Below are 18,959 nucleotides of genomic sequence, written 5' to 3'. Positions count from 1 at the left end.
GGCAGAGGTAGTGGTCGAGGGCGCGGTCGGCGGCTTGGTGGAGTTTTTTTGAGTCGAGGGATTCGTAGGGGGAGGTGGGGTCGGTTTCGGGTGGGTTGGGTGTTGGTTTGATCATGGTGAAGCTCCTTTGAAGTGGAGCCGCTACAACCTGTCGCTAAACAGGGAGGGTGGCGGCTGTACGCGGGTTAGCGAACCGGTCAAAGGCACCCGGCAGACCCGAAGGTCTCCCGCATACAGCCACCATGACGAAATCGCGAACATACAGATCCGCAACGAAGCCTGGAACGCTGATGCACCTTTGACATGAGTTCGAGTCGCTAAACCCGATCGCTGATTCGTCAGCGACCGGACCACAATAGAATCCGCCCCCAAAGCGCACAAGCCGGCGGATTCTGGCTTGGCTGTAGGCAATGGCGCAAGGATTTGTAGCCTTGAGACCGTGTCTGCAGGTGTCTTTTAAACAGCTTCGTTTAAATCGAAAAAATGCGCCGCATTCGAAGGCCTCTTCGCGAGCAGGCTCGCTCCCACAGGGGCCGTATTCCAAATGTCCGATTGGGAATGCATTTCAAACTGTGGGAGCGAGCCTGCTCGCGAAGGGGTCAGCCCAATCAGTCGATAATCCCAAGTAAAACCGCTCTATTTCATTCCCCGGCAAAAGTTGGAAAGCTTCTTGCAATAGCCGCCCTGCGCCCGTTCGGGGCGTCAAAAGTTTGCTTTAAAGGAACGGGGAAAACCGGTGGATCGCACTCAGTTATTCAATACAGCACGCACCAACGTTGCCGACCTCAGTCGAGGCAATCTGGGCGTGCCGTTGTTGCTGCTGGTCATGCTGGCGATGATGATGTTGCCGGTACCGCCGTTCCTGCTCGACGTCTTCTTTACCTTCAACATCGCTCTGTCGATCGTGGTCCTGCTGGTCTGCGTGTATGCGCTGCGGCCGCTGGATTTCGCCGTGTTCCCGACCATTCTGCTGGTGGCGACGCTGCTGCGGCTGGCCTTGAACGTGGCCTCGACGCGGGTGGTGATGCTCCACGGTCAGGACGGCCACGCCGCTGCCGGTAAGGTGATTCAGGCCTTCGGTGAGGTGGTGATCGGCGGTAACTACGTGGTCGGTATCGTGGTCTTCGCGATCCTCATGATCATCAACTTCGTCGTGGTGACCAAGGGTGCCGGGCGGATTTCCGAGGTGAGCGCGCGTTTCACCCTCGATGCGATGCCCGGCAAACAAATGGCGATCGACGCCGACCTCAACGCCGGCCTGATCGACCAGAACCAGGCCAAGTCGCGCCGTCAGGAAGTCGCCCAGGAGGCGGAGTTCTACGGTTCGATGGACGGTGCCAGCAAGTTCGTCCGTGGTGACGCGATCGCCGGCCTGCTGATTCTGTTCATCAACCTCATTGGCGGCATGGCGGTTGGTATCTTCCAGCACGGCATGAGCTTCGGCGATGCGGGCAAGGTTTACGCCTTGCTGACCATCGGTGACGGTTTAGTGGCGCAATTGCCATCACTGTTGTTATCTACAGCAGCGGCGATCATGGTGACCCGTGCTTCCGGCTCGGAAGACATGGGCAAGCAGATCAACCGCCAGATGTTCGCCTCGCCTAAAGCGCTGGCCGTGGCCGCAGGTTTGATGGCGGTGATGGGCCTGGTGCCAGGCATGCCGCACTTCTCCTTCCTGAGCATGGCGGCGCTGGCTGCGGGCGGCGCGTACCTGTTCTGGAAAAAGCAGAACGTCGCCAAGGTCGTGGCGCTGGAAGAGGTCAAGCGTCAGCAGGAACTGCTGCCGTCGCCGGCCCGCGCCATGGAAACCAAGGAGCTGGGCTGGGACGACGTGACGCCGATCGACATGATCGGCCTGGAGGTCGGCTATCGCCTGATTCCGCTGGTGGACCGCAATCAGGGTGGGCAATTGCTCGCGCGGATCAAGGGCGTGCGCAAGAAGCTCTCGCAGGATCTGGGCTTCCTGATGCCGACCGTGCACATCCGCGACAACCTTGATCTGGCGCCGAGCGCGTATCGCTTGACGCTGATGGGCGTGATTCTCGCCGAGGCCGAGATCTACCCGGATCGCGAACTGGCGATCAATCCGGGCCAGGTGTACGGCTCGCTCAACGGGATCAACGCCAAAGATCCGGCTTTCGGCCTCGAGGCGGTGTGGATCGAAATCAGCCAGCGCGCCCAGGCGCAATCGCTCGGCTACACCGTGGTCGACGCCAGCACCGTGGTCGCCACCCACTTGAACCAGATTCTGTACAAGCACTCCAGTGAGCTGATCGGCCACGAGGAAGTGCAGCAACTCATGCAATTGCTGGCCAAGAGCTCGCCGAAACTGGCGGAAGAGCTGGTGCCGGGCGTGGTTTCGCTGTCGCAGTTGCTCAAAGTTCTGCAAGCGCTGCTCGCCGAGCACGTGCCGGTGCGCGACATCCGCAGCATCGCCGAGGCGATCGCGAACAACGCTGCCAAGAGTCAAGATACCGCCGCGCTGGTCGCCGCTGTGCGGGTCGGCGTATCCCGTGCAATCGTCCAAAGCATTGTAGGCACTGAGTCCGAGCTGCCTGTAATCACATTGGAACCAAGGTTGGAACAGATATTGCTCAATAGTCTGCAGAAGGCAGGACAAGGCTCGGAAGAGGGCGTTCTGCTGGAGCCGAGCATGGCCGAGAAGCTGCAACGTTCGTTAATCGAAGCGGCTCAGCGGCAGGAAATGCAAGGCCAACCGGTGATCCTGCTGGTGGCAGGCCCGATTCGCGCGATGCTCTCGCGCTTCGGCCGCCTCGCAGTGCCAGGCCTGCATGTGCTGGCCTACCAGGAAGTACCGGACAACAAGCAAGTGACCATCGTTGCGACAGTAGGGCCCAACGGCTGAGGTAGTGGTTTATGCAAGTTAAGCGTTTTTTCGCCGCCGATATGCGTCAGGCCATGAAGCTGGTTCGCGATGAGCTGGGCGCTGATGCCGCCATCATCGGCAACCGCCGCATTGCCGGCGGCGTCGAGTTGACGGCGGCTCTGGATTACAAACTGTCGGCGCTGGCGCCAAGGGTTCCGAACATGGAACTCGAAGACGAGCTGCGCAAGACCCAGTCGCGCATCGTCACCGCCCAGGCCGAGCTGAGCCTGCGTGGCGAAGCCGACGGCAACACCAATCAGCAGTTGTTCGCCGGGCTGCCGTTGACCGCAGGCCTGCCGCTGACTGCTGCCGAGCCGCTGAGCGAGCCGACCTACGCCGCACCGACGCGCCCGGCCGCAGCGCCTGCGCAGGCCTCGGCGGGTGTCGATCCGCGTGCGCTGGATTCGATGCGTTTTGAATTGAACAGCCTGCGCGAGCTGATGGAAGTGCAGCTCGGCACCCTGGCCTGGAATCAGTTGCAAGGCAGCCGTCCGGCCCAGGCCAATCTGTATCGCCGTCTGCAGCGCATCGGCCTGTCCGGCCCGCTGTCGCGCGATCTGTTGGCGATGATCACCGATATCGAAGAACCCCGTCAGGCCTGGCGCATGCTGCTCGCGCACCTGGCGCGGATGATTGCCGTACCGGAAGTCGAGCCGCTGGAAGAGGGCGGTGTGATTGCCATGGTCGGCCCCGCCGGCATGGGCAAGACCACCACGCTGGCCAAGCTCGCCGCGCGTTACGTGCTCAAGTACGGCGCGCAGAACGTTGCACTGGTGAGCATGGACAGCTTCCGCATCGGCGCGCAGGAACAACTGAAAACCCTCGGGCGCATCCTCAACGTGCCGGTAACGCACGTCGATCCGGGTCAGTCGCTGGTGCAGGCATTGGATCCACTGCTACGCAAACGCGTGGTTTTGATCGATACTGCCGGCCTGCAAGCCAGTGATCCGGCGTTGCGCATGCAGCTCGAGAGCCTGGCCGGGCGTGGCATTCGCTCAAAAAATTATCTGGTCCTGGCAACCACCAGCCAGAAACAGGTTCTAACCGCCGCTTATCACAGTTACAAGCGTTGCGGGCTGGCCGGCTGCATCCTGACTAAACTGGATGAAACGGCCAGTCTCGGCGAAGTGTTGAGCCTGGCGATCAGTCATGAATTGCCGGTCGCGTACCTGACCGATGGCCCACGGATTCCGGATGATTTGCATCTGCCGCGTCGTCATCAGCTGGTCAGCCGCGCCGTCAGCGTGCAAATGCAGGAAGAACCCAGCGAAGAAGCCATGGCTGACATGTTCGCTGATATCTATCACAGCCCGACCAAGCAGGTTGGCTGAGGTAATCATGAACAGTTTTTGTACCTACATCGATGGTCTGCCACGCATTGTTCCGATCAGGAACGCGCAGCCAGTAATGTGGCCTCCGTCTATGCAAGACAAGGTAAAGAAATAACATGGGCAGCATGCATCCCGTACAGGTGATCGCGGTGACCGGCGGCAAAGGTGGCGTCGGCAAGACTAACGTGTCAGTGAACTTGTCGCTGGCGCTGGCAGAGCTTGGCCGTCGGGTCATGCTGCTGGACGCCGACCTGGGCCTGGCGAACGTCGACGTTCTGCTGGGGCTGACACCCAAGCGCACACTGGCCGACGTTATCGAAGGCCGTTGCGAACTGCGCGACGTGCTGTTGCAGGGCCCGGGCGGGATTCGCATCGTGCCGGCGGCCTCCGGCACGCAGAGCATGGTGCACCTGAGCCCGGCGCAACACGCCGGCCTGATCCAGGCGTTCAGCGACATCGGCGACAATCTCGACGTGCTGGTGATCGACACCGCTGCGGGTATTGGTGACTCGGTAGTCAGTTTCGTACGCGCCGCCCAGGAAGTGTTGCTGGTGGTCTGCGACGAGCCTACTTCTATCACCGACGCTTACGCGCTGATCAAGTTGCTCAACCGCGATTACGGCATGAACCGCTTCCGCGTGCTGGCCAACATGGCGCAGAGCCCGCAGGAAGGGCGCAACCTGTTCGCCAAGTTGACCAAGGTCACGGATCGCTTCCTCGACGTCGCCCTACAATACGTCGGCGCCGTGCCGTACGACGAAAGCGTGCGCAAGGCAGTGCAGAAGCAGCGCGCCGTCTACGAAGCCTTTCCCCGTTCCAAGTGCGCGCTGGCCTTCAAGGCCATCGCCCAGAAGGTCGACACCTGGCCGCTGCCGGCCAACCCGCGCGGGCATCTGGAATTTTTCGTCGAGCGTCTCGTGCAGCAAACCGCAGGGCCTGTGATATGACCGCCAGTGGCATGAATCTTTACAAAAAGTCGGCGCGTGACGCGCAATACGAATTGATCGAGCGCTACGCGCCACTGGTCAAGCGCATTGCCTATCACTTGCTGGCGCGCCTGCCGGCCAGCGTGCAGGTCGAAGACCTGATCCAGGCCGGGATGATCGGTTTGCTCGAAGTCTCGACCAAATACGACGCCAGCAAAGGCGCCAGTTTCGAAACGTACGCGGGCATTCGAATCCGCGGCGCGATGCTCGATGAAGTGCGCAAAGGGGATTGGGCGCCACGCTCGGTTCACCGCAATACCAGGATGGTCAGCGACGCGATTCGCTCGATTGAAGCTAAAACCGGCCGTGACGCTAAAGATCACGAGGTTGCGGCCGAACTCCAATTGAGTCTCGACGATTACTACGGGATTCTGAATGACACCTTGGGCAGTCGCCTGTTCAGTTTCGACGACCTGTTGCAGGACGGCGAACACGAAGGGCTGCACGAGGATGGCGCGAGTGCTCATATGGAGCCGTCACGCGATCTGGAAGATGAACGCTTCCAGGCGGCGCTGGCGGACGCGATTGCCAATTTGCCGGAGCGTGAGCGACTGGTGTTGGCGCTGTACTACGACGAAGAGCTGAACCTCAAGGAAATCGGTGAAGTCCTTGGCGTCAGTGAATCGCGGGTCAGCCAGTTACACAGCCAGTGCGCGGCCCGTCTGCGGGGGCGTTTGGGGGAGTGGCGAGCGCGCTGAAGGCAGTGTGGGGACACTGCGAAACGAGGCTGGTGCGGTGATGAACGGCGCCGGTCTCGATCCGTTGTGCTCCAGACAAACTTCGAGTGCTATGCCGATTGATTGAAGTGGCGCGTCCAGGTGCTGGGCGCGTTTAAGACTGCTTGGAGGTCGAATTGAACAAAGACATGAAAATCCTCATCGTTGATGACTTCTCAACGATGCGGCGGATCATCAAGAACCTGCTGCGCGATCTTGGGTTCACCAACACCGTCGAGGCCGACGATGGCACCACTGCCATTCCGGTGCTCAACAGCGGCAGCATCGACTTTCTGGTAACGGACTGGAACATGCCGGGCATGACCGGTATCGACCTGCTGCGTCACGTGCGCGCCGATGAAAAACTCAAGCACCTCCCGGTGTTGATGGTGACTGCTGAAGCCAAGCGCGAGCAGATCATCGAGGCCGCTCAGGCCGGTGTGAACGGTTACGTAGTCAAACCTTTCACGGCTCAAGCGTTGAAAGACAAAATCGAGAAGATTTTCGAACGCATCGGCTGATGAATGCGCGGGGGAGCTATGGAGCATAACGAATCATCACAGGGCGATTTCGAATCGACCCTGAAAAAACACGCGGTCGAACTGGTCGAGAGCCTTGAAAAAGGCAAGTTCGGCGACGCGGTGCAACTGATCCATGAGCTCAATCAGACCCGTGACCGCGGCCTGTATCAGGAAGTGGGCAAGCTCACACGTGAACTGCACAGTGCGATCGTCAATTTCCAGATCGATCCGCACATGCCGCAGGCCGAGGAAGTGTCGCAAATCACCGACGCCACCGAACGCCTGGGCTATGTGGTCAAGCTGACGGAAGCCGCGGCCAACCGCACCATGGATCTGGTGGAAAGCGCCACGCCGGTGGTCAACAGTCTCGCTGATGAAGCGCAGACGTTGAGCGCCGATTGGGGCCGCTTCATGCGTCGCGAGGTCGGGGCTGAAGAGTTCCGCGAACTGGCGCGCCGGGTCGACGGTTTTCTGTCACGCAGCAGCACGGACAACCGTGCGGTGTCGAGCAATCTCAACGACATCCTGCTGGCTCAGGATTACCAGGACCTCACAGGTCAAGTGATCAAGCGTGTGACCCAACTGGTCACCGAAGTCGAAAGCAATCTGCTCAAACTCGTGCTCATGGCCAGTCAGGTCGACCGCTTTGCGGGCATCGAACATGACCGCGCCGCAATGCTTGCTGAAAAAGATCCACAAAAACATCTCTCGCAGGGTGAAGGTCCGCAGATTCATGCCGATAAACGAGAAGACGTTGTGTCCGGTCAGGACGATGTGGACGATTTGTTATCCAGCCTTGGATTCTAGAGTTTCGGAATTCGGGTTTTTTGGGTTTTTAGACCTGTAGGAGCACCCCATTAATGAGCTTCGGCGCCGATGAAGAGATCCTTCAGGATTTCCTGGTTGAGGCCGGCGAGATTCTTGAGCAACTGTCCGAACAACTGGTCGAGCTGGAAAGCCGTCCGGATGATGCAGATCTGCTCAATGCAATTTTTCGCGGTTTCCACACTGTAAAAGGGGGCGCCGGCTTCCTTCAGCTCAATGAGCTGGTGGAGTGCTGTCACATCGCCGAAAACGTGTTCGACATCCTGCGCAAGGGTGAGCGTCGCGTTGATGCAGAACTGATGGACGTGGTGCTCGAAGCACTGGACGCGGTGAACAGCATGTTCAGCGAAGTCCGTGAACGTGCACCGATCACCGCTGCCACGCCGGAACTGCTGGCCGCGCTGGCGCGTCTGGCCGAGCCGCAATCGGCGGATGAAGCCGTTGCCGCACCAGTAGAAGCGGTGGCAGAACCGGTCGCCGAAAGCGCATCGGAAGACATCACCGATAACGAATTCGAACAACTGCTGGACTCACTGAACGCCGTCAAGGCCCAGGCCGAGGCTCCGGCCGCTGCTGTGGCGCCCGCGCCGGTTGCCGACACGGCGGCCAGCGATGAAATCACCGACGCCGAGTTTGAATCGCTGCTCGATCAACTGCATGGCAAAGGCCAGTTTGCTGTCGATGCGGTCGCTCCGGCGGCACCAGCAGCGCCGGCTGCTCCGGCCGCACCTGCTGCTGGCGACAGCTCGGACATCACCGACGACGAATTCGAAGCCTTGCTCGATCAGTTGCACGGCAAGGGCAACTTCGCCGTTGACGCGCTGGAATCGGCCATCGCTTCGGCCCCGGCCGCACCTGCTGCACCGGCAGCCGCTGCGGCCGGCAGTGACCTGATCAGCGATCACGAATTCGAATCGCTGCTCGACGAATTGCACGGCAAAGGCAAGTTTGACGCTAGCGCTGCGACTGCCGGCTCTGCGTCGAGCGTCGCCACGCCAGCGGCGAAAGCTCCGGCTGCCGCTGCTGCGCCGAAACCTGCCGCCAAGCCTGAACCGAAAGCCGAGGCGCCGAAACCGGCCGCCGCTGCTGCACCGGCTGCGGCCCGTGCGCCAGCCGCTGCGCCGGCAGAAAAACCGGCCAGCGAAGCGGAAACCACCGTGCGCGTCGATACCGCGCGGCTCGACGAGATCATGAACATGGTCGGCGAGCTGGTGCTGGTGCGTAACCGTCTGGTGCGTCTGGGCCTCAACAGCGGCGACGAAGCCATGTCCAAGGCCGTGTCGAACCTCGACGTGGTCACCGCTGACCTGCAGACCGCCGTGATGAAGACGCGGATGCAGCCGATCAAGAAGGTCTTCGGGCGCTTCCCGCGTCTGGTTCGCGACCTCGCACGTCAGCTCAAGAAAGAAATCAACCTGGAACTGGTGGGTGAAGAAACCGACCTCGACAAAAACCTTGTCGAGGCTCTGGCCGACCCGCTGGTCCACTTGGTGCGCAACGCCGTTGACCATGGCATCGAATCGCCGGAAGAACGCGAAGCATCGGGCAAGGCCCGTGGCGGTCGCGTGGTGCTGGCGGCCGAGCAGGAAGGCGACCATATCCTGCTGTCGATCTCCGACGACGGCAAAGGCATGGACCCGAACGTCCTGCGTTCGATCGCGGTAAAACGCGGTGTGATGGACAAGGACGCGGCCGATCGCCTGAGCGATACCGAGTGCTACAACCTGATCTTCGCCCCGGGTTTCTCGACCAAGACCGAGATCTCCGACGTGTCCGGCCGTGGTGTCGGCATGGACGTGGTGAAGACCAAGATTTCCCAGCTCAACGGTTCGATCAACATCTACTCGACCAAGGGCCAGGGCTCGAAGATCGTCATCAAGGTGCCGCTGACCCTGGCGATCATGCCGACGCTGATGGTCATGCTCGGCAATCAGGCGTTCGCGTTCCCGCTGGTCAACGTCAACGAAATCTTCCACCTCGACCTGTCGACCACCAACGTCGTCGACGGTCAGGAAGTGGTGATCGTGCGCGACAAGGCGCTGCCATTGTTCTACCTCAAGCGCTGGCTGGTCAGCTCCGCCGCTCACGAAGAGCAGCGCGAAGGCCATGTGGTGATTCTTTCGGTGGGCACTCAGCGGATCGGCTTCGTCGTCGATCAACTGGTCGGCCAGGAAGAAGTGGTCATCAAGCCATTGGGCAAAATGCTCCAGGGGACTCCGGGCATGTCCGGCGCCACCATCACCGGTGACGGCCGCATTGCGCTGATTCTCGATGTTCCAAGCATGCTCAAGCGTTACGCCACAAAGCGTATTTGAATCCGGGGCGGCGGCGCGATGACGCGCCGCTGCACCTAATGGAGTGTTTATGGCAGTCAAAGTCCTGGTGGTGGACGATTCGGGTTTTTTCCGCCGCCGCGTCTCGGAAATTCTTTCGGCGGATCCGAGCATCCAGGTGGTCGGCACGGCCACCAACGGTAAAGAGGCGATCGATCAGGCCATGGCCCTCAAGCCTGACGTGATCACCATGGACTACGAGATGCCGATGATGGACGGCATCACGGCAGTGCGGCACATCATGCAGCGCTGCCCGACCCCGGTGTTGATGTTCTCCTCGCTCACGCATGAAGGTGCACGGGTAACCCTCGATGCGCTGGACGCCGGCGCGGTGGATTTCCTGCCGAAGAATTTCGAAGACATTTCGCGCAATCCCGAGAAGGTCAAGCAACTGCTGTGCGAGAAAGTCCACAGCATCTCGCGCAGCAATCGTCGTTTCAGTGCCTACAGCGCGCCGGCTCCCGCCGCTGCGCCAGCGCCAGCGCCTGCTCCGGCAGCGTCGAGCTACGGCAGCCACACGAGCCACAGCAGCCCTGTCCCGGCACGTCCGGCGCCAGCGCCTGCCCGTGCATCCGCTGCCAGCGCTTCGTCGCCAGCACCGAAACGCAAAGCCTACAAACTGGTAGCCATCGGTACTTCGACTGGCGGCCCGGTTGCGCTGCAACGCGTACTGACGCAGTTGCCGGCGAACTTCCCGGCGCCGATCGTGCTGATCCAGCACATGCCGGCGGCGTTCACCAAAGCGTTTGCCGAACGTCTCGACAAGCTCTGCCGTATCAGCGTCAAGGAAGCCGAGGATGGCGACATCCTGCGTCCGGGCCTGGCGCTGTTGGCGCCGGGTGGCAAGCAGATGATGATCGACGGCCGTGGCGCGGTGAAGATTCTGCCGGGTGACGAACGTTTGAATTACAAGCCGTGCGTGGACATCACTTTCGGTTCGGCGGCGAAATCCTACGGTGACAAAGTTCTGGCAGTGGTGCTGACCGGCATGGGCGCCGACGGCCGCGAAGGCGCGCGTCTGCTCAAGCAGGGCGGCAGTTCGGTGTGGGCGCAGGACGAAGCAAGCTGCGTGATCTACGGCATGCCGATGGCCATCGTCAAAGCCGATCTGGCTGACGCGGTGTACGGTCTGGACGACATCGGCAAGCACATCGTCGAGGCGTGTATCTGATGGATGTTCTCAGCCTTATCGGCCTCATCATGGCGTTCGTCGCCATCATCGGCGGCAACTACCTTGAAGGCGGCCACCTCGGCGCGCTGGCCAACGGCCCGGCGGCGCTGATCGTACTGGGCGGCACGGTCGGTGCTGCGCTGCTGCAATCGCCGATGAGCGCGTTCAAGCGCGCTATGCAGATTCTCGGCTGGATCTTCTTTCCGCCGCGTGTCGACCTGGCCGGCGGCATCGACCGCGTAGTCAATTGGAGCCTGACGGCGCGCAAGGAAGGCCTGCTCGGCCTCGAAGGCGTGGCCGACGCTGAACCTGACAGCTACTCGCGCAAGGGTCTGCAACTGCTGGTCGACGGCGCCGAGCCGGAGGCGATTCGCAGCATTCTCGAAGTGGATTTCTACACCCAGGAATCCCGTGATATCGAAGCGGCCAAGGTGTTCGAAAGCATGGGCGGCTACGCGCCGACCATCGGCATCATCGGTGCGGTGATGGGCCTGATTCACGTGATGGGCAACCTCGCTGATCCGTCGCAACTGGGTAACGGCATTGCCGTGGCGTTCGTCGCGACCATCTATGGCGTGGCCAGTGCCAACCTGATCCTCTTGCCGGTCGCGGCCAAGCTCAAGTCCATCGCGTTGCGGCAGTCGCGTTATCGCGAAATGTTGCTGGAAGGAATTCTGTCGATCGCCGAAGGTGAAAACCCTCGTTCCATTGAGTTGAAGCTGCAAGGCTTCATGGACTAAGGGAATAACCTCATGGCTCGTCGTCGCCACCAGGAAGAACACGTCAATCACGAGCGCTGGCTCGTGTCCTACGCGGATTTCATCACTTTGCTGTTCGCGTTTTTCGTGGTGATGTACTCGATCTCGTCGATCAACGAAGGCAAGTACAAAGTCATTTCCGAAGCGCTGATCGGCGTGTTTACCGACTCCGACCGCTCGCTCAAACCGATTCCGATCGGCGACGAACGACCGAAAACCGTGACCCCGGCCAAGCCGCTGGTCAAGGATGCCGAGCAGGTCGACGCCGGTATTTCCGGGGCCAGCGACCCGCTGAAAAGCATCGCCGATGACATCAGCGCCGCCTTCGGTGATCTGATCAGCTCCAACCAGATGACCGTGCGCGGCAACGAGTTGTGGGTCGAGATCGAGCTCAATTCCAGCCTGTTGTTTGGCAGCGGCGACGCCATGCCGAGCGACATCGCGTTCAACATCATCGACAAGGTCGCGGCGATCCTCAAACCGTTCGACAACCCGATCCACGTCGAAGGCTTCACCGACGATCAACCGATCCGCACCGCGCAGTACCCGACCAACTGGGAACTGTCCTCGGCGCGCTCGGCGAGCATCGTGCGCATGCTCGCCATGCAGGGCGTGAACCCTGGGCGACTGGCGTCGGTGGGCTACGGCGAATTCCAGCCAGTGGCCAACAACGCCACGGTCGAAGGCCGGGCGAAGAACCGTCGAGTGGTGCTGGTGGTGTCGCGCAATCTCGATGTGCGCCGCAGCCTGACGGGCACCGGAACCGCCAATGCGCAACCTGATGCGGCGTTGAAGCGCGCTGGCACACAAACTGCACCGACCCCGGTCAAGACGCCGGGACGCGAGAGTGCCGTCAATTCTCCGTCGCCCGCATTAACACGCTGAAGCATGTCTCGGTCAATCAACCTGGCCGGGAGGAACGAACTGAATGAGAGTCTGGGCAGTCGCCAATCAAAAGGGTGGTGTCGGTAAAACCACATCCTCCATCGCTTTAGCCGGATTGCTGGCCGAGGCGGGCAAGCGCGTGGTTGTGGTCGATCTCGACCCGCACGGCTCGATGACCAGCTATTTCGGCTACGACCCCGACAGCCTGGAACACAGCAACTACGACCTGTTTCTGCACAAGGGCAGCGTGCCGCAAGGCCTGCCGGGGCAGTTGCTGTTGTCGACCAGCGACGAACGCATTTCCCTGCTGCCATCGAGCACCGCACTGGCCACCCTTGAGCGCCAGTCGCCGGGGCAGAGTGGCCTGGGTCTGGTGATCGCCAAGAGTCTGGCGCAACTGTGGCAGGACTTCGATTACGCGATCATCGACAGCCCGCCGTTGCTCGGTGTGCTGATGGTCAACGCTCTCGCGGCGAGCCAGCAATTGGTGATCCCGGTGCAGACCGAGCACCTCGCCGTGAAAGGTCTGGAGCGCATGGTCAACACCCTGGCGATGATCAATCGTTCGCGCAAACAGCCGTTGCCGTTCAGCATCGTGCCGACTTTGTTCGACCGCCGCACGCAGGCGTCGATGGGCACCTTGCGCGTGCTGCGTGACAAATTCCCCGAAGACATCTGGCACGGCTACATCCCGGTCGATACCCGTCTGCGCGACGCCAGCCGGGCGGGCGTCACGCCTTCGCAATTCGACGGCAAGAGCCGTGGCGTGCTGGCCTACCGCGCGCTGCTCAAGCACCTGCTCGCGCAGCAACTTGTTCCGCAGGTGGCCTGAGCATGATCCTTATTCGTGTAGGAGCTGCCGAAGGCTGCGATCTTTTGATCTGGCCTGTCAGTGCTCCTGAAAAGATCAAAAGATCGCAGCCTTCGGCAGCTCCTACAGGGAGTCGCGCATGAACCGGCCGGTGAAGCTGACTTCACGTCCGCAACAGGCCTTGCAGTCCTATCTGGAAGACCTGCTGCTCGACTTGCCCGAGGACTTGCCTGCGCCGGTCGAAGTACTGCCGCCAGTCGTCGAACAGGCGCAGCCTGAAGTGGTGGAAAGCACCGAGGCCATGGACGAGTTCCAGGCCGCGGTGCTGGAAGAGCAGGCCCGTGACGCGCAGAAATCCGTCGCTCCGATTGCCGCGCCTGCTGCTGCCCCCGTGGCCAAAGCACCGGTGGCGCTGATCGACGAACCGCGCGCGCCACTGTCGACACTGGCGCCGCTGCTGCAAACACAATTATTGACCGTGCCGGAATCCGAACCGGAGCCAGAACCCGCGCCGCAGATTGCTGAGCCGCAGGTGCTGGTCCCGCCGCTGGTGGAAGTGCACCTGCCGCCGAACAACCCGCCGCCACCGGTCGAGCCCGATGGCCGTCCGGCCTGGGCTGCCGAAGCCTTCGAATGCTTGCTGTTCGATGTTGCCGGGCTGACCCTGGCGGTGCCGCTGGTGTGCCTCGGCTCGATCTATTCGCTGGCCGGCCACGAGCTGACGCCGCTGTTTGGTCAGCCGGAGTGGTTCCTCGGGATTCTGCCGAGCCAGGCCGGCAATCTGAAAGTCTTGGACACCGCGCGTTGGGTCATGCCGGATCGTTACCGCGATGACTTCCGGCAGGGCCTGCAATACGTGATTTCGGTACAAGGTTACGAGTGGGGGCTGGCGGTGCATCAGGTCAGCCGCTCGTTGCGCCTGGACCCGAATGAAATCAAATGGAGAAGTCACCGGGGTCAGCGGCCATGGCTCGCCGGCACCGTGATCGAGCACATGTGTGCATTGCTTGACGTATCCGCACTGGCCGAGTTGATCGCCAGCGGCGGGGCAAAGCACTTGAGTGGCAACAAGCCGCTACATAAACCGACATAGCAGCCGACATAACAATCAGGCGATGGCATTTTCCAGTGCCACCACACAGAACACACACCGCCCGGGGCGGTTTTTTCGAGGGGTCAGGGTATGAGTAGTCAGGCGTCGAATGCAAAAGGTTCTGAAGATCCGATCCTGCAATGGGTGACCTTCAAACTGGATAACGAAACCTACGGCATCAACGTGATGCGCGTGCAGGAAGTGCTGCGCTACACCGAGATCGCGCCGGTGCCGGGTGCACCGAGCTACGTGCTGGGCATCATCAACCTGCGCGGCAACGTGGTCACCGTGATCGACACCCGTCAGCGCTTCGGCCTGCACAGCGGCGAGATCAGCGACAACACCCGTATCGTCATCATCGAAGCCGACAAGCAAGTCGTCGGCATCATGGTCGACAGCGTCGCCGAAGTGGTTTACCTGCGTCAGTCGGAAATCGAAACCGCGCCGAACGTCGGTAACGAAGAGTCGGCCAAGTTCATCCAGGGCGTGTGCAACAAGAACAACGAACTGCTGATTCTGGTCGAGCTGGACAAGATGATGAGCGAAGAAGAATGGTCGGAACTGGAGAGCATCTGATTTGATTCTCGAGGTTGCGGTAATTGTTCTGTTCCTGTTCTGGGCCGGTACGCTGGCGATGTTCGTCTCGTACATCAAGGCGCAGCGGGTGATCGCTGCGCAGCAGGCTCAGGGCGACGCGCTGCGTGATCAGCGCATCAAGGAACTGGCCAAACGCGTCGACGACTACCAGAACGGCAACGTGCGCATGGGCGAAGCCCTGCACGAGTTGCGCGCGGTGGTGAGCCCGTTGCCGGACAAGATCGTTGCACTGGAACAACGCGACCCGTCGAGCCTGTCATTCGCCCAGGCGGCTAAACTGGTGGGCATGGGCGCCAGCGTCGATGAACTGACTCAGTCTTGCGGCTTGACCCAGGCTGAGGCTGAGTTGATGCGCAAGTTGCACAAGGGCAGCTAGAAGCTTCAAGCTTCAAGCTTCAAGCTTCAAGCGGCAAGCTAGATCAAAAGATCGTTCCCACGCTCTGCGTGGGAACGCATCCTGGGACGCTCCGCGTTCCGCCTGTGAAATGTGACGCGGAGCGTCACGGGCGGCATTCCCACGCGGAGCGTGGGAACGATCAAATCAAAAGCGCTATTCGCGAGCAGGCTCGCTCCCACATTCGACCGTGATCAAATGTGGGAGCGAGCCTGCTCGCGAAGGCGTCTTTGAAACCTCAATAATCATCCCCGCGTGCGGTGATGTCCTTCTCGACCATCGGGGCGTTCGGGTCCTGTCCCTCGGGGAATTTGCCTTTCAGGTTCCAGGCAAACGCGATGATCTCGGCGATGGTGCGATAGAGCTCTTCGGGGATGCTGTCGCCCAGTTCCATCCGCGCCAGCAGGCGCACCAGTTCAGGGTTCTCGTAAATCGGCACTTCGTAATCGCGGGCGATGCGCAGGATTTCTTCGGCCAGTTCCTCGTCGCCCTTGGCGGTGAGGGTCGGGGCGTGGTTGCCGTCGTATTTAAGGGCGATGGCCTGGCGTGGGGCAGTGGAATCGTTCATGCGGTTTCGTCGACCCAGCGGTGTTCGAGGCGGGTTTGGTTGCCTTGCGGCGGCGTGCCGTGGTGGCAGTCGAGGTCGCCGACGTTGAGCCCGGAATCGAGCAGGCGCTGGCGCAAGGCAAACAGATTGTTTTCGATCAGGTCAGCGGTGTACGGACGCTCGGCCCACAGCTGACTGGACAGGCTGCCGGCGATCAGTTGCGCCTGAATCTGCATCGGCCCGAGCGGTTCCAGATCGAAGGCCAGATCGACGCGCCACAGTTGCTGCTTGGCTTCGCGCTCATCGCGGCGTTCATGCGGCTGCGGTTCCCGCTCCGGCGCTTCTTCACGCTGGAATTTGACCTGCAGCGGCACGATGTCCTGCAAATTGCGCATCGGGATTTCCAGCTGCCAGGTGCTGAGCAGGCGGCCATCGTCGGTGACGCCGGTCTGTTCCAGGCTCGACAACTGATGGCTTTGCAGGCGCGACACCGCTGCGGCGGCGAGGCGCAGCAGTTGTTCGAGATCACCTTCGCCTTCCAGTTTTGCCAGCAGTCGTTCGGGCAATGGGAAGCTGCTCGGCACCGGTTTGGCGCTGACCTGGCCGAGGGTGCCGAGGGCGTTCCGGACGAAACTCGGCAGCGCCTGCGCCAAGGTGTTGGCAGCGATGATCGCATTGAAATTGGTGTTGCTTGGCAGGCCCGGGGTCAGTTGCGCGATCAGTTTGAGCAGGTCGGCTTTCATGTCCGGGGCGAGAGTCGGATTCTGTCCGCCGAGCAATTTCGCTTCAAGGAACGCGCCGCTGTTGGCCAAGGCCAGCGCCACGCCTTTGGCGGTGCTCATTTGTTGCACGTCCGGCAGGCTGGCGAGCAACTTGTCGACCACCGCGCGCAGATCGGCCGAGGTCTGGTCAGTCGCCGGTGGCAGATTTTGCAACATCTTCAGCAGGCCATCGAGCGAGCCCTGACGACTTTGCTGACCGAGCAATTGCTGACTCACCGCCAGTTGTTCCTGACGGCTGCTCAGTGGCACGAATTTGAGGGTTTGCGCGTCCTGCACCTGCGCCGACAACAAGGTGCCGATGCGCAGCGGCTGCGGGCTGTCGACGGTCAATGTGCTGCCGCTCAATGCGGTGTTGAGCAGAGTGACCATCGAGCGAAATACCGCCGCTTGCCCCGGCGTCTGCGGCAGGGCTTGCGAGGTCACGACTTTGCCTTGCAGCAGGGTGCCGGCGGGCAATTGCGCGGTATCGATGCGGGTCAGGGTGGCGACGCTGCTGGCGATCGCTTGCTGTACGGTGATCGCCAGATTGCCGGCCGATGGCTGAGTGATCGCCAGGTTGGTGCCCTGTGGCAACGGCAGGTTGCTGCTGGCCTGCACGGTGGTCTGACGGCCGCTGTCGAGGGTCACTTTGAGCAACAATTCAAAGGTCTGATCGGCCTGCTTGAGCGACAACACCTCGGCCTTGGCGCTTTGCCCCGCGCCGATCAAGCCCTCCACCGGCGTCAGCAGCTTGAGCAGCTCACCCATCTGCGGGCGAGCGCTCGCCGGCACGGTGGGCGGCAGCGGAAGGATGTTCATTTCGCCTGTCATACGCGGACACAACCTGAGGAAATTGCGCTCTTGAGAGTAAGGCACGGCATGTATAATGCCGCGCGTCGTGCGCTTCGTTCAAAAAACCTGGCAATTGTTTGATCCAGCTCGCCAGATCGAGCAATCAAAGCATCTATGCTGCATCTCTTTAACGGCCGCTCCAGAGCCGACTTGAACCGTATAAGGCCCGTGATCCCTTGACCAGTCCTGTCCTGCAAACCGTTGCCCTGGCGTGTGAACGCGATCTGCGGCTGCTTTTCGAAAACCTCGAATTGCGCCTGGCCAGTGGCGACATGGTGCAGATCAGCGGCCCCAACGGCAGCGGCAAGACCAGTCTTTTACGTCTGCTCGCCGGTTTGATGCAACCCACCGATGGCCAGGTGCTGCTCAATGGTCAGCCGCTCAACGAACAACGCAGCGAACTGGCGCGAAACCTGTTGTGGATCGGCCACGCCGCTGGCATCAAGGATCTGCTCACTCCCGAAGAAAACCTGTCGTGGCTGTGCGCCTTGCATCATCCCGCCGAACGCGAGGCGATCTGGCAGGCGCTGGCAGCAGTAGGATTGCGCGGTTTCGAAGATGTTCCCTGCCACAGTCTTTCTGCCGGCCAACAGCGCCGCGTGGCACTGGCGCGGTTGTATCTGGACAGCCCGCCGTTGTGGATTCTCGACGAACCTTTCACCGCGCTGGACAAGCAGGGCGTCGCTCAGTTGGAAGAGCATCTGGCCGGCCACTGCGAACGCGGCGGCCTGGTGGTGCTGACCACCCACCACACCCTGAGCCGCATGCCGGCCGGTTATCGCGACATCGATCTGGGGAAATGGGCGGTATGAGCGTCTTCGGCCTGCTGCTTGCCCGCGAATCGCGACTGCTGTTCCGCCGCCCGGCGGAGCTGGCCAATCCGCTGATTTTCTTTGCCATCGTCATTGCCCTTTTCCCGCTGGCCGTCGGCCCGGAAACTCAAGTCTTGCAAAACCTGTCCCCGGGGTTAGTCTGGGTGGCGGCGTTGTTGGCGGTCCTGCTTTCGCTGGATGGATTGTTTCGCAGTGATTTTGAAGACGGCTCGCTGGAACAGTGGGTCCTTTCGTCGCACCCGCTGCCGCTTCTGGTCCTGGCCAAGGTGCTGGCACACTGGCTGTTCTCCGGTCTGGCACTGGTGCTGCTGTCGCCTTTGCTGGCGCTGATGCTCGGGTTGCCGGCCGCGTGCCTGCCGGTGCTGCTGCTGTCGTTGTTGCTGGGCACGCCAGTGTTGAGCCTGCTCGGTGCAGTCGGCGCGGCGCTGACGGTCGGCCTGAAGCGCGGCGGCCTGTTGCTGGCGCTGCTGATTCTGCCGTTGTACATCCCGGTGTTGATCCTTGGCAGCGGCGCGTTGCAAGCGGCGCTGCAAGGCATGCCGGCGACCGGATACCTGTTGTGGATGGCCAGCCTCACAGCGCTGGCGATCACCCTGACACCCTTTGCAATAGCCGCTGGCCTGAAGATCAGCGTCGGCGAATAATAATGAGGCCTGGT

18 protein-coding genes are annotated in these 18,959 nt (G+C 61.3%); 16 read left to right on the top strand and 2 right to left on the bottom strand.

What is annotated here, in order from left to right; all coding sequences use genetic code 11:
- Nucleotides 1-736 precede the first annotated feature (736 nt).
- From flhA to J5M66_RS07115, 14 genes are all read left to right on the top strand, one after another.
- Nucleotides 737-2,866: a flagellar biosynthesis protein FlhA gene (gene flhA, locus J5M66_RS07180; RefSeq protein WP_016771062.1), complete on the top strand. Its 2,130-nt coding sequence runs from the start codon at nt 737-739 to the stop codon at nt 2,864-2,866.
- 11 nt (nt 2,867-2,877) lie between these two features.
- Nucleotides 2,878-4,218, top strand: a complete 1,341-nt coding sequence (gene flhF, locus J5M66_RS07175) for a flagellar biosynthesis protein FlhF (RefSeq protein WP_024012117.1) — start codon at nt 2,878-2,880, stop codon at nt 4,216-4,218.
- Nucleotides 4,219-4,334: 116 nt separating this feature from the next.
- Entirely contained in the window at nt 4,335-5,165 is an 831-nt protein-coding gene (fleN, locus tag J5M66_RS07170) for a flagellar synthesis regulator FleN (RefSeq protein WP_016771060.1), read from the top strand.
- Nucleotides 5,162-5,902, top strand: a complete 741-nt coding sequence (gene fliA / locus J5M66_RS07165) for an RNA polymerase sigma factor FliA (RefSeq protein WP_016771059.1) — start codon at nt 5,162-5,164, stop codon at nt 5,900-5,902. Before fleN ends, fliA begins: the two co-directional genes overlap by 4 nt.
- Before the next feature lie 167 nt (nt 5,903-6,069).
- A complete protein-coding gene (locus tag J5M66_RS07160) occupies nt 6,070-6,441 on the top strand; it encodes a chemotaxis response regulator CheY (RefSeq protein ID WP_024012118.1) in 372 nt (123 codons plus the stop codon).
- 18 nt (nt 6,442-6,459) lie between these two features.
- Nucleotides 6,460-7,248, top strand: a complete 789-nt coding sequence (locus tag J5M66_RS07155) for a protein phosphatase CheZ (protein ID WP_016771058.1) — start codon at nt 6,460-6,462, stop codon at nt 7,246-7,248.
- A 53-nt stretch (nt 7,249-7,301) separates the two neighbouring features.
- The gene (locus J5M66_RS07150; RefSeq protein ID WP_207807453.1) at nt 7,302-9,581 is read left to right on the top strand and encodes a chemotaxis protein CheA; all 2,280 of its coding nucleotides are present in this window, start codon (nt 7,302-7,304) and stop codon (nt 9,579-9,581) included.
- 49 nt (nt 9,582-9,630) lie between these two features.
- The gene (locus tag J5M66_RS07145) at nt 9,631-10,770 is read left to right on the top strand and encodes a chemotaxis response regulator protein-glutamate methylesterase (RefSeq protein ID WP_024012120.1); all 1,140 of its coding nucleotides are present in this window, start codon (nt 9,631-9,633) and stop codon (nt 10,768-10,770) included.
- Nucleotides 10,770-11,510: a flagellar motor protein gene (locus tag J5M66_RS07140; protein WP_016771055.1), complete on the top strand. Its 741-nt coding sequence runs from the start codon at nt 10,770-10,772 to the stop codon at nt 11,508-11,510. Before J5M66_RS07145 ends, J5M66_RS07140 begins: the two co-directional genes overlap by 1 nt.
- A 12-nt stretch (nt 11,511-11,522) precedes the next feature.
- Nucleotides 11,523-12,413 carry a flagellar motor protein MotD gene (motD, locus tag J5M66_RS07135; protein WP_016771054.1) on the top strand — a complete coding sequence of 297 codons (891 nt, stop codon included), beginning with the start codon at nt 11,523-11,525 and terminating at the stop codon, nt 12,411-12,413.
- Nucleotides 12,414-12,456: 43 nt separating this feature from the next.
- Complete coding sequence (locus tag J5M66_RS07130; protein WP_039763606.1) at nt 12,457-13,245, top strand: ParA family protein; 789 nt, start codon at nt 12,457-12,459, stop codon at nt 13,243-13,245.
- 118 nt (nt 13,246-13,363) lie between these two features.
- On the top strand, nt 13,364-14,317 hold the full coding sequence (locus tag J5M66_RS07125; RefSeq protein WP_016771051.1) for a CheW domain-containing protein: 954 nt from the start codon (nt 13,364-13,366) through the stop codon (nt 14,315-14,317).
- 90 nt (nt 14,318-14,407) lie between these two features.
- The gene (locus J5M66_RS07120) at nt 14,408-14,893 is read left to right on the top strand and encodes a chemotaxis protein CheW (RefSeq protein WP_016771050.1); all 486 of its coding nucleotides are present in this window, start codon (nt 14,408-14,410) and stop codon (nt 14,891-14,893) included.
- A 1-nt stretch (nt 14,894) separates the two neighbouring features.
- Nucleotides 14,895-15,290: a DUF2802 domain-containing protein gene (locus J5M66_RS07115; protein WP_016771049.1), complete on the top strand. Its 396-nt coding sequence runs from the start codon at nt 14,895-14,897 to the stop codon at nt 15,288-15,290.
- 256 nt (nt 15,291-15,546) lie between these two features.
- Here the strand turns inward: J5M66_RS07115 and J5M66_RS07110 are convergent, their stop codons facing one another.
- Together J5M66_RS07110 and J5M66_RS07105 are read right to left on the bottom strand one after the other, a co-directional pair.
- Nucleotides 15,547-15,876, bottom strand: coding sequence for an EscU/YscU/HrcU family type III secretion system export apparatus switch protein (locus tag J5M66_RS07110; protein ID WP_016770586.1), 330 nt, complete (start codon nt 15,874-15,876; stop codon nt 15,547-15,549).
- On the bottom strand, nt 15,873-17,447 hold the full coding sequence (locus J5M66_RS07105) for a flagellar hook-length control protein FliK (protein WP_123442834.1): 1,575 nt from the start codon (nt 17,445-17,447) through the stop codon (nt 15,873-15,875). Before J5M66_RS07105 ends, J5M66_RS07110 begins: the two co-directional genes overlap by 4 nt.
- Nucleotides 17,448-17,644: 197 nt before the next feature.
- Here J5M66_RS07105 and ccmA point away from each other — a divergent pair, with 197 nt between their 5' ends.
- Together ccmA and ccmB are read left to right on the top strand one after the other, a co-directional pair.
- Nucleotides 17,645-18,280, top strand: coding sequence for a cytochrome c biogenesis heme-transporting ATPase CcmA (gene ccmA, locus J5M66_RS07100; RefSeq protein ID WP_024012124.1), 636 nt, complete (start codon nt 17,645-17,647; stop codon nt 18,278-18,280).
- Nucleotides 18,277-18,945 carry a heme exporter protein CcmB gene (gene ccmB / locus J5M66_RS07095; RefSeq protein WP_051600627.1) on the top strand — a complete coding sequence of 223 codons (669 nt, stop codon included), beginning with the start codon at nt 18,277-18,279 and terminating at the stop codon, nt 18,943-18,945. Before ccmA ends, ccmB begins: the two co-directional genes overlap by 4 nt.
- Nucleotides 18,946-18,959 lie beyond the last annotated feature (14 nt).

Source organism: Pseudomonas sp. 67(2021), from assembly GCF_017491835.1.
Taxonomy (GTDB): Bacteria; Pseudomonadota; Gammaproteobacteria; order Pseudomonadales; family Pseudomonadaceae; genus Aquipseudomonas; species Aquipseudomonas atacamensis.
This window is presented reverse-complemented; position numbering and strand designations above follow the sequence as displayed.

Coding starts and splice junctions, on each gene's coding strand:
- J5M66_RS07120 (WP_016771050.1), top strand. CDS start 14,408: ATGAGTAGTCAGGCGTCGAATGCAAAAGGTTCTGAAGATCCGATCCTG.
- J5M66_RS07125 (WP_016771051.1), top strand. CDS start 13,364: ATGAACCGGCCGGTGAAGCTGACTTCACGTCCGCAACAGGCCTTGCAG.
- J5M66_RS07105 (WP_123442834.1), bottom strand. CDS start 17,447: ATGACAGGCGAAATGAACATCCTTCCGCTGCCGCCCACCGTGCCGGCG.
- fliA (WP_016771059.1), top strand. CDS start 5,162: ATGACCGCCAGTGGCATGAATCTTTACAAAAAGTCGGCGCGTGACGCG.
- fleN (WP_016771060.1), top strand. CDS start 4,335: ATGGGCAGCATGCATCCCGTACAGGTGATCGCGGTGACCGGCGGCAAA.
- J5M66_RS07140 (WP_016771055.1), top strand. CDS start 10,770: ATGGATGTTCTCAGCCTTATCGGCCTCATCATGGCGTTCGTCGCCATC.
- J5M66_RS07145 (WP_024012120.1), top strand. CDS start 9,631: ATGGCAGTCAAAGTCCTGGTGGTGGACGATTCGGGTTTTTTCCGCCGC.
- J5M66_RS07155 (WP_016771058.1), top strand. CDS start 6,460: ATGGAGCATAACGAATCATCACAGGGCGATTTCGAATCGACCCTGAAA.
- J5M66_RS07160 (WP_024012118.1), top strand. CDS start 6,070: ATGAAAATCCTCATCGTTGATGACTTCTCAACGATGCGGCGGATCATC.
- motD (WP_016771054.1), top strand. CDS start 11,523: ATGGCTCGTCGTCGCCACCAGGAAGAACACGTCAATCACGAGCGCTGG.
- J5M66_RS07130 (WP_039763606.1), top strand. CDS start 12,457: ATGAGAGTCTGGGCAGTCGCCAATCAAAAGGGTGGTGTCGGTAAAACC.
- ccmB (WP_051600627.1), top strand. CDS start 18,277: ATGAGCGTCTTCGGCCTGCTGCTTGCCCGCGAATCGCGACTGCTGTTC.
- J5M66_RS07150 (WP_207807453.1), top strand. CDS start 7,302: ATGAGCTTCGGCGCCGATGAAGAGATCCTTCAGGATTTCCTGGTTGAG.
- J5M66_RS07110 (WP_016770586.1), bottom strand. CDS start 15,876: ATGAACGATTCCACTGCCCCACGCCAGGCCATCGCCCTTAAATACGAC.
- flhF (WP_024012117.1), top strand. CDS start 2,878: ATGCAAGTTAAGCGTTTTTTCGCCGCCGATATGCGTCAGGCCATGAAG.